The organism is [Phormidium] sp. LEGE 05292, assembly GCF_015207735.1.
GTDB lineage: Bacteria > Cyanobacteriota > Cyanobacteriia > Cyanobacteriales > Aerosakkonemataceae > Floridanema.
This window is the reverse complement of the sequence record NZ_JADEWG010000197.1, coordinates 1-10005: the sequence shown is the minus strand read 5'-3', so window position 1 is coordinate 10005 and position 10005 is coordinate 1. Positions and strand designations below refer to the sequence as shown.

The 10005-nt window shown below is 39.7% G+C and carries 8 protein-coding genes; 7 read left to right on the top strand and 1 reads right to left on the bottom strand.

The genetic code is table 11. The annotated features are described in order from the left end of the window. Positions 1-59 precede the first annotated feature (59 nt). From ald to IQ264_RS29185, 5 genes are all read left to right on the top strand, one after another. Complete coding sequence (ald, locus tag IQ264_RS29205) at positions 60-1157, top strand: alanine dehydrogenase (protein WP_193985635.1); 1098 nt, start codon at positions 60-62, stop codon at positions 1155-1157. Between the two features lie 355 nt (positions 1158-1512). Further along, positions 1513-1911, top strand: coding sequence for a response regulator (locus IQ264_RS29200; protein WP_193985633.1), 399 nt, complete (start codon positions 1513-1515; stop codon positions 1909-1911). Then, positions 1895-2506, top strand: coding sequence for a chemotaxis protein CheC (locus tag IQ264_RS29195; protein WP_193985631.1), 612 nt, complete (start codon positions 1895-1897; stop codon positions 2504-2506). The genes IQ264_RS29200 and IQ264_RS29195 overlap by 17 nt, the downstream gene beginning before the upstream one ends. Then, entirely contained in the window at positions 2503-4506 is a 2004-nt protein-coding gene (locus IQ264_RS29190) for a diguanylate cyclase domain-containing protein (protein WP_193985629.1), read from the top strand. Before IQ264_RS29195 ends, IQ264_RS29190 begins: the two co-directional genes overlap by 4 nt. Positions 4507-5157: 651 nt before the next feature. After that, positions 5158-5604, top strand: coding sequence for a late competence development ComFB family protein (locus tag IQ264_RS29185; RefSeq protein ID WP_193985621.1), 447 nt, complete (start codon positions 5158-5160; stop codon positions 5602-5604). Between the two features lie 15 nt (positions 5605-5619). Here the strand turns inward: IQ264_RS29185 and IQ264_RS29180 are convergent, their stop codons facing one another. Next, positions 5620-6522 carry a hypothetical protein gene (locus IQ264_RS29180; RefSeq protein WP_193985619.1) on the bottom strand — a complete coding sequence of 301 codons (903 nt, stop codon included), beginning with the start codon at positions 6520-6522 and terminating at the stop codon, positions 5620-5622. A gap of 392 nt (positions 6523-6914) precedes the next feature. Here IQ264_RS29180 and groL point away from each other — a divergent pair, with 392 nt between their 5' ends. Together groL and corA are read left to right on the top strand one after the other, a co-directional pair. After that, the gene (gene groL, locus IQ264_RS29175; RefSeq protein WP_193985617.1) at positions 6915-8585 is read left to right on the top strand and encodes a chaperonin GroEL; all 1671 of its coding nucleotides are present in this window, start codon (positions 6915-6917) and stop codon (positions 8583-8585) included. 137 nt (positions 8586-8722) lie between these two features. Continuing rightward, positions 8723-9955: a magnesium/cobalt transporter CorA gene (gene corA, locus IQ264_RS29170; RefSeq protein WP_193985616.1), complete on the top strand. Its 1233-nt coding sequence runs from the start codon at positions 8723-8725 to the stop codon at positions 9953-9955. The last annotated feature ends 50 nt before the right edge of the window (positions 9956-10005 follow it).

Below are 10005 nucleotides of genomic sequence, written 5' to 3'. Positions count from 1 at the left end.
CCTCCCCACCTCCCCATCTCCTAGTTAAGCTAAAAGCAGAGTAACTAAAGAGGTAGCAAATGGAAATCGGTGTTCCCAAAGAAACAAAAGATCAGGAATTTCGAGTAGGTTTAAGTCCCAGTAGCGTGCGGGTGCTGCATGACGCAGGACACGAAATTTTTGTGGAGACACAAGCGGCTGCTGGTGCGGGGTTTGAGGATGAAAAATACATTCAAGCTGGTGCAAAGATTGTTGCTACAGCGAAAGAAGCCTGGGATCGAGAATTGGTAGTTAAAGTTAAAGAGCCGCTGGCGACAGAGTATAAATTTTTGCAAAAAAAACAAATACTGTTTACGTATCTACATTTAGCTGCCGATCGCACTTTAACCGAATCTTTAATTGATAGTGGGATTAGTGCGATCGCTTACGAAACCGTAGAATTACCCAACGGTAAACTTCCCCTGCTCACACCCATGAGCATTATCGCTGGACGTTTATCAGTGCAATTCGGAGCCAGATATCTGGAACGCCAACAAGGAGGTCGAGGCGTTCTTTTAGGCGGCGTTCCCGGCGTTAGACCTGGAAAAGTGATGGTTTTAGGTGGTGGCGTAGTCGGTACAGAAGCCGCACGCATCGCCGTAGGAATGGGAGCAAGAGTGCAAATTTTTGATGTAAACGTAGATCGTTTAGCTTATTTAGAAACTTTATATGGCTCCAGAGTCGAATACATTTACAGTAGCCCTAGTACGATCGAGAAAAATGTCCTCGATGCAGACTTGCTCATTGGTGCGGTTTTAGTTACAGGAAAACGCGCTCCCATCCTTGTCTCCCGTGACTTCGTGAAACAAATGCGTCATGGCTCAGTTATAGTTGATGTCGCAGTCGATCAAGGGGGTTGTGTGGAAACCTTACATCCCACTTCCCACACTCAACCAACCTACATAGAAGAAGGCGTAGTCCATTACGGCGTACCCAATATGCCCGGAGCCGTTCCTTGGACTGCTACCCAAGCTCTAAATAATAGTACCTTACCCTACGTCCTCAAACTCGCTAATCAAGGCTTAAGAGCTTTGGAAACCGATCCTTTTCTAGCTAAAGGCTTAAATGTCCAAAATCATCAGTTGGTACACCCAGCAGTCAAAGAAGTGTTTCCCGATCTGTCTGAGCCAAAATCATAGTAATTAATCAGTTTATTAGTTAGTCGTCATTCATCCCTACCTAAAATCTGGCTATTTTTTAGTATTTTTAGCTAGGGACTTATGACGACATTTCTATTAATTTTTTGTGAATCTCATCAGTAAATATACAGAAAAAATATAGAAGATAGCTAGTTATTTAGCAATATTTAATCTTTTTTTTCTAAAAAGGTTTTTAATTAATTTTTGGTCACTACTGTAATCTTTAACAATAACATAAAATAACTCAATAGAAATTAATTATTCATTATTTTTGAAAATTGCTAAAAAAAGTGTCTTTTTTAGGCTAATAAAAACTAAAATTTAAAATAGAAAAAGGAAACGGAGAGAATCAGGAGTGGCAACAATACTAGTGATCGAAGATGCAGCACTGAGTCGTCAGGTGCTTCGCAGAATTTTACAAGCTGACGGTCATATAATCTGGGAAGCAAAAAATGGGCGTGAAGGCTTGGATATACTTCTTCAAGAACAACTGCGGCCTGACTGCATTTTAGTAGATATTTTAATGCCAGAAATGGGAGGAGTGGAATTTCTCAAAGTGATGTGTCAACAAGAATTTAAGATTCCTACAATAGTTATTACTGCTGATATTCAAGAAACTACGCGAGTAGAATGCTTGAAATTAGGAGCAATTACAGTTATACACAAATTAGTTAAACCAGACGAACTACGCAATTGGATAAAAAAAGCATTGGAACATTCAACTCAAGAAGAAATTTATGAACCTAACACTTAGTCATATAGATGCTTTACAGGAATTAGTTAATATCGGTGTAGGGCGAGCAGCCGGAGTATTAAATGATATGCTCGATTCCCCGATTCGGCTATATATTCCAGAGGTAAGATTGCTATCTCCTGAAGAGTTAAAACAAGAATTAGAAAGCCAATTCGATAATAGTTTATTGGCTACAGTGCAGTTAAGTTTTTCTGGCACATTTAGCGGTACTGCGGAACTAGTGTTTCCTTCAAAAAGTGCAGCTCATTTAGTATCAGTTCTAACAGGAGAAGCCCCCGGAACTCCTGATTTGGATGTAGTGAAAATCGGAGCTTTGCTGGAAGTTGGAAATATTGTTCTCAATGGAATAATGGGTTCTCTAAGCAATGCGTTAATTGAACATTTGGATTATTCTTTACCTGCTTATGCTGAAAGCACGGTAAATAACTTTCCCATTTTTGCAAATATTGATGAGAATACGAAAATTCTTTTAGCGCATACCTGTTTTATGATTGAGCAATTACATATTTCTGGAGACATTATTTTAATGTTTACAGTTGGCTCTTTAGATGCTTTACTCAAAGCGATCGATCTAACTTTTGGTGAAGCTTTATGAACGATCTAGAATTAGCGCAGAAAGAATTTGGGATTCTCGATCGCGTTCCCGAAGGAGTTTGTATCCTTCGAGAGGATTTCAGCGTCGTATTTTGGAACCGCTGTTTAGAAAATTGGACGGGAATTTATCGCAGTGATATTCTGGGAAAAAATATCGGCATTTATTTTCCTCATTTACATCAACCAAAATATATATTTCGATTACAACAAATCTTTTCTGGTGGGCCACCGACGCTCTTTTCTTCCCAATTACATAAATCAATTCTTCCTTGTCAGTTACCAGATGGTAGGTGGCGAATTCAACATACAACGGTAACACCTATACCAGCGGTAAATTCTCAGAGTAAAGAAATTGAAAAAAATGGCGATCGCCCTCAACAAGAAGAATTTTATGCCTTATTTGTGATCGAAGATGTTACTGATTTAACCCAACGTATTCAGGACTATCGCGCCATGCGCGATCAAGCTTTAGAAGAAATTAATGAGCGCAAAAAGGTAGAAGAAAAACTGCGAGAAAGCCAGCATTTTATTCAAAAGGTAGCTGATACAGCTCCTTATATTTTATATATATACGATTTAGTTAAGCAGCAAATATTTTATGTTAATGAGCAAGTGAATATATTGTTAGGATATACGATTGCTGAAATTCAAGCAATGGATGTAAAAAGCTCTGCTGAAGTGATTCACCCAGAAGATTTAGAGCAGCTTCCAACACACTTGGCAAAATTCGCTCAGGCTCAAGACGGTGATATAATTGAAATTGATTATCGGGTACGTCATAGTTCGGGAGAATGGAGCTGGTTTCATTTTCGAGAAGTAATTTTTACCAGAACAACCGATGGGAAACCGCAACAAATTTTGGGAACAGCGCAGGATATTAGCGAACGCAAAAAAGCTGAAGTAGCTTTACAGTTACAGATAGAAAAAGAAAGGTTAATGGCGGGAATTACGCAACAGATTCGTCGTTCTTTAAACCTAAATGAAGTTCTCCAGACTGCGGTAACAGAAGTGCGCCATTTTTTGCAAGCAGATCGAGCGATCGTTTGTCGATTTCAATATAATGGTCATGGAGAAAATCAAAATCTTAAGTCAGGGATAATTACTGTAGAATCAAAATCTGAGGATTGCGAAAGTATCTTGGGATTAAAGATCCCAAATTCTGCTTTAAATAAGGAGTTTTGCTGTTTATACCAACAGGATGAAATTAGAGAAATAGAGGGATTATGTAATAATAATTATCGCTGCTCTCATCGAGAATTACTTCAAAAGTGGCAAGTAAAATCTAGCTTAGAAGTGCCAATTCGCCAAAATAAGAAATTATGGGGTGTTCTGATTGTACATCATTGCCAATCAATGAGAAAATGGCAATCATTAGAAATAGATTTAATCAAAGAATTAGCTAATCAATTAACGATCGCCATTCAACAAGCGGAACTTTATCAAAAACTCCAAGCTGCGAATCAAGAATTATCCTGGTTAGCCTCATCAGATAGCTTAACTCAATTGGCAAATCGGCGCAGGTTTGACGAATATTTAGCTAAGGAATGGCGCAGACTAGAAAGAGAACAAGCACCCTTATCTTTGATTATTTGTGATGTAGATTTTTTCAAAAATTATAATGATACTTATGGGCATCAAGCTGGAGATTTTTGTTTACAAGAAGTATCGAGCGCGATTCGTCAATCAGTGAGAAGACCAGCAGATTTAGTCGCACGTTACGGAGGAGAAGAATTTGCGATCGTTCTACCTCGTACTCCCATTGATGGCGCATATCATGTAGCAGAAACTATTAGAAAAAATGTTGTTGCGTTGAAGATTTCTCATGAAAGTTCCCCAATTAATCAATATGTTACTATCAGTGTCGGAATTACTTGTGTAGTTCCCAATCATCGATATTGGCCTGCCAAGCTAATTGAAGCAGCAGATAAAGCCCTTTATCAAGCAAAGCAAGCGGGTAGAAATTGTGCGATCGGTCTGCGTGTAGAATCAACTACAGTTTAATCAGGGAACAAGGAAAGGCAAAAGTGCAGTTAGTTTCAAAAAGCCATTCTCTGGCTTAATCCCTTATTCTTCCCTTTTTTCAAGTAATATTCTCAACGTTCGCAACTAGACTCTTAAGGCCCACAAAGGTGGGCTTTTCTTTTATAGCCCCTGGCTTCTAGCTTCATCAACTGTAACTTGCTGTAATTTAGTTCAATCTATGTAACTAAGAATTAACAATTTCCATTAAAATTGTCCTGTAACTTTATCGATCGACACAAGCAAGCTCGATCGAGCAAACTAAATATAGAGTAAATAAACAAAACCTGATTAATTCTAAACGAGCGCCACTCAAAAGGACAAAAATATGTTTTTTAAATGTTGGGATAAATTATTTCTATCTGCTACCAGCACCACTTTAATAGCTTAATTCGTGGAATTCTTGATGTATACTAAATCTCAGTTCCACTTATTTAGTGCGACAAAACTTTTGCGAAACAGTGCATCAATCCAGTCAGACGCTACTATACTAAGATAGGGTTGAACTTCTCAATTAACCATGTTTGCCATTAAAAGAGAGTTAAAACAAAATAATAAAAAACGCTCTCTAATGCCCAGCATAGCTGGTTTTAAGGTTTGTCTAAAACGACGGATTAAACCTAATCATCCCTCTTGGGAAGCCATCTACAGTACACTTTGCGATATGCTTACGTCAAACTACGCGATATGCCTACGGCACACACTCGCGAACGCACATCTACCATTCCCACTATTACCATTCATGTTTTTCCAGCTATGAATTCCTTACATAAATCAATCTCACCTTATCGTAATGCAATGGAACTGCTGGCAATTGAAGAAATAGAGCAGCAACTACAAAACCTTCCCCTAGATATCGCTGAATCCATCAATAAAGATGAAGCTGTAGCTTACACTCTTAATCGTCTGCCTCCTTTATATGCTACTACTTTAGAAGGATACTTTTGGCAACAAAAACGAGCCAGAGAGACTTTAAAAGATTTAATTTCTAAAGCTGCTAGCTGGGGAATAAAGGCGGCTCAAAGGAAAAGGGAATTACGCTCTTATAGAAACCCAATGTCTAACCAACCCCATCCTTGAATAACTATTTTCACTTTATTTGCTCCTAGTTATAGACCCAGTATTTAGTAATACTTTCGAGAGTTTGAGAGTGGAATTCAAAAAAGTTTTAACTTGTTGCTTTTGAATTTCAGCTACTTTTATATCAGTGTCGTCTTTTTTGGGAATCGCTAATTGAGAAGCCATCAAAACTGCTCCAACCCAGTGCTGAGTATGCCAGAAACCATTGCTATCTAAACTCGGAAGATTTTCCGTTTCTGGGTAAGGATAGGGAGAGACATACCAGTAAGGTTCGTTATAGCTTTTGTCTCCAGGTGAGAGACCAATTCCTATACTCATCGGTTCGTCATTTTTAGTACCAGGAAGCAAGATTAACGACGCTATATCGAAGTGATGAGGCCAAATATGGATAGATGAAGTTTCTTCATTTGTCGCAATGATTTCTTGTAAAATTTGATTGGTATTCGCGTAGTAATTGGTTAGTTCTTGCCTGGGTAATTGTTGACTCGCATCAAAAGCAGCACCATGAGCAACAGCATAGTCGGGAAAATCATCCTGCGGATAGGAAGGAAAAAAAATTTCCTCTGTATTAGCACCTAATTTAGAAATCTGTTCCTTAAGCCAATTGAGTCCTTCTGTCATTGTTTTTTGGTGCAAAGGAAACCCAGCGATAATATTATTTTGTCGATCTATAACTATCAGCGTCAGACCGATCGGATCGAGGGCAACTCGAAACGGTGTTTGTACTGAAATCAACGCTCCAGTAAACATTTTTAATGCAGGATTCCATTCTAAACTGGTGTGGCTGTAGTCTGGTAGGGCTGCTGCAAGGGCAGAACCCGTAACAGCAATGAACTGAACTGCATAATGGAGTTGCAATCTACTTTCAGTCAGTTCTTGGGGTTTGAGATTGCCAATTATTTGCCATGAATTATTCATTGGAAATTGCCTCAGTTATAAAATTTGCCGATCGGTTTAAAGCGATAAATTTCTTAGAACCGGTTTGAGTATCATCCGAACAGAAACTTATGCTAAGCGGTGTACCAATTGAACCTGCTGAAAACTAGAAGCCTGAAACCCTTGATATCTCGTCCTAATTTTCTGTACCAGTTAAACTTTACGCTAAGTGGTACATCTCATTGAGACTGAAAACTGCTTTTTGAAATCCTTGCTGAACATCGGTTTCAGCCAAGCGCGTAACTTCCTGTTCCGTTGCTACTCAACCCCCGAAATCAGATGTCTAATCCAAAATCTAAAATCCAATATAGTATTGTTAGCACTCTGGCACCGAGAGTGCTAAATTGACTAATGGAAGTGAGAATGAATTAAATATGGCAAAAATCGTAGCATTCGATGAAGAATCTAGACGGGCATTAGAACGGGGTGTGAACGCCCTAGCAGATGCCGTGAAGATTACCTTGGGGCCAAAAGGTCGTAACGTTGTATTAGAGAAGAAGTTCGGCGCACCCGATATCGTCAACGACGGGATTACCATTGCTAAGGAAATTGAATTAGAAGATCCCTTAGAAAACACTGGTGCTCAACTGATTCGGGAAGTTGCCGCCAAAACCAAAGACACCGCTGGAGATGGTACCACAACCGCGACTGTGTTGGCACAAGCGATGATTCGCGAAGGCTTGAAAAACGTTGCTGCTGGGGCAAATCCAGTGGCGATTCGTCGGGGAATTGACAAAACTGTTGCGAAATTAGTTGACGAAATCGCTGCTGTAGCTAAACCTGTAGAAGGAGGTGCGATCGCACAAGTTGCCACCGTTTCTGCGGGTAACGACACCGAAGTTGGCGAAATGATTGCTTCAGCGATGGAAAAAGTCACCAAAGATGGCGTGATTACCGTTGAAGAATCCAAATCCTTAACTACAGAATTAGAAGTAGTAGAAGGGATGCAACTCGATCGCGGTTATATGTCTCCCTACTTCGTCACCAATGGCGAAAGAATGACGGTGGAATATGACGATGTTCGCATCTTAATCACCGATAAAAAAATTAATTCCATTCAGGAGTTAGTTCCCGTTTTGGAAAAAATTGCCCGCTTAGGCAAACCATTATTGGTAATAGCTGAAGATGTAGAAGGTGAAGCTTTAGCAACATTAGTGGTGAACAAAGCGAGAGGCGTTTTGAGTGCAGTAGCAATTAAAGCACCGGGATTTGGCGATCGCCGCAAAGCAATGTTACAAGATATCGCCGTTCTCACTGGCGGACAAATGATTTCCGAAGAAGTAGGATTAAGCTTAGATACAGTTACTTTGGAAATGCTGGGAACAGCCCGCAAAATCACCTGTGATAAAGACAGTACCACCATTGTCGCTGGTACAGAAACCAAAGACGACGTACAAAAACGCATCGGGCAAATTAGAAAACAACTAGCAGAAACCGACTCCGATTACGACAAAGAAAAACTGCAAGAACGCATTGCTAAATTAGCAGGTGGTGTAGCAGTAATTAAAGTCGGAGCTCCTACCGAAACAGAATTAAAAAACCGTAAATTACGGATTGAAGATGCTTTAAATGCTACCAAAGCTGCGGTAGATGAAGGCATTGTTCCCGGAGGCGGAACAACATTAATTCATTTGGCTAAGAAAGTCAATGAATTTAAAAACGGTTTAGATACCGAAGAAAAGATTGGTGCAGAAATTATTAGCAAAGCATTAGAAGCACCTTTGCGTCAAATCGCTGATAATGCTGGTGTCGAAGGTTCAGTAATTGTCGAAAAAGTGCGTGATACCGAATTTAATTTGGGTTACAATGCACTGGATGACAAATTTGAAGATATGATTGCTGCGGGAATTATTGATCCAGCAAAAGTAGTCCGCTCTTCTGTCCAAAATGCCGCTTCGATTGCGGGTATGGTGTTAACAACTGAAGCATTAGTTGTAGAAAAACCTGAGAAGAAACCTGCTGGTGGTGCGCCTGACATGGGTGGCATGGGCGGCATGGGCGGCATGGGCGGCATGGGCGGCATGGGCGGCATGGGTATGATGTAATGCCACCAATGTTTGAGTAATATCGCTACCCAGATCCCCGACTTCTTGAAGAAGTCGGGGATCTAGTCTTTGATTAAGTCTATCGTCTAAATTGTGTAATATGGCGCTCAGGTACTATTTATTTCATCTCAACAAATATGGTAGAAAAAACTTTCGCAGCGGCAACACTGGGTATAAATCCTGATATAGAAGAGAAAGAGGAAGAAGATTACTTTGATTACAACTATGATGAACCAGGTAGTCTTCCCGGAACGATCGATCTACCCTCAGATGCACCACCACCAGATATTGTGTTAATAGATTACTGTGAAGCTTCAGCTACTAGGTTAAAAATTAACACGCCCGAAGAATGTGCTCCTTATTTAGATACTTCTTCTGTTTCTTGGGTAGATGTATTAGGATTAGGTAATCAAGACACATGGTTGGGATTAAGTAAAGTTTTTAATTTACACGCCTTAGTTCTGGAAGATGTAGTTAATGTTCCAGAACGTCCCAAAGTAGATGACTTTGACTCGCAAATAGTCATCATTGCTTGGATGGTAATGCTCAGAGATAACAGTCATGGATTTTATATTGAGCAAGTAAGTTTTGTACTAGGAGAAGACTATTTACTGACGGTACAGGAAGAACCAGAACGAGATTGTTTTGCTAAAGTGCGCGATCGCATTCGTTACAACAAAGGCATCATTCGGCAAAGAAAAGCCGATTATTTAGCTTATGCACTTTTAGATGCAATTATTGATGGTTATTTTCCTGTTTTAGAAGCCTACGGCGAACGCATAGAAGAATTAGAAGATGAAGTAGTAAGTAATCCATCCCGACAAACCTTACAAAAAATCTACAAAATTAGACGAGAATTATTAGCACTACGTCGCGCAATATGGCCCCAAAGAGACGCACTCAACACCCTAATTCGAGATAGTAGTAATCTAATTAGTCCAGAAGTGAGAATCTACTTACGAGACTGTTACGATCACGCAGTACAAGTCATAGATATTGTAGAAACATACCGAGAATTAAGTTCAGGACTCATGGATGTTTATCTCTCCTCCATTAGCAACAAAATGAATGAAATCATGAAATTACTAACCGTAATTTCTACGATCTTTATTCCCTTGACCTTTATTGCTGGAGTCTATGGGATGAACTTTAATCCAGACAAATCACCCTGGAATATGCCGGAGTTAAATTGGTATTGGGGTTATCCAGCTTGCTGGGCTGTAATGATTGCTGTTGCTGCTGCTTTAGTTTACTTCTTCTGGCGCAGGGGTTGGTTCGAGAACTTCTCCGCAGTTAAAGATGATACAGACATAGAAATTAACACTTCAGTTCCTCTACCTCAAATGCAACGAGTTATTCGTGGCAGATAAGGAGGTGGGAAGAGTTGAAGAAGTAGTTAGTTTAATTATTTCCCCATCCC

Excerpts from the sequence above, each read along its gene's own strand:
- IQ264_RS29195 (WP_193985631.1), top strand. The coding sequence starts at position 1,895 with ATGAACCTAACACTTAGTCATATAGATGCTTTACAGGAATTAGTTAAT.
- groL (WP_193985617.1), top strand. The coding sequence starts at position 6,915 with ATGGCAAAAATCGTAGCATTCGATGAAGAATCTAGACGGGCATTAGAA.
- IQ264_RS29190 (WP_193985629.1), top strand. The coding sequence starts at position 2,503 with ATGAACGATCTAGAATTAGCGCAGAAAGAATTTGGGATTCTCGATCGC.
- ald (WP_193985635.1), top strand. The coding sequence starts at position 60 with ATGGAAATCGGTGTTCCCAAAGAAACAAAAGATCAGGAATTTCGAGTA.
- corA (WP_193985616.1), top strand. The coding sequence starts at position 8,723 with ATGGTAGAAAAAACTTTCGCAGCGGCAACACTGGGTATAAATCCTGAT.
- IQ264_RS29180 (WP_193985619.1), bottom strand. The coding sequence starts at position 6,522 with ATGAATAATTCATGGCAAATAATTGGCAATCTCAAACCCCAAGAACTG.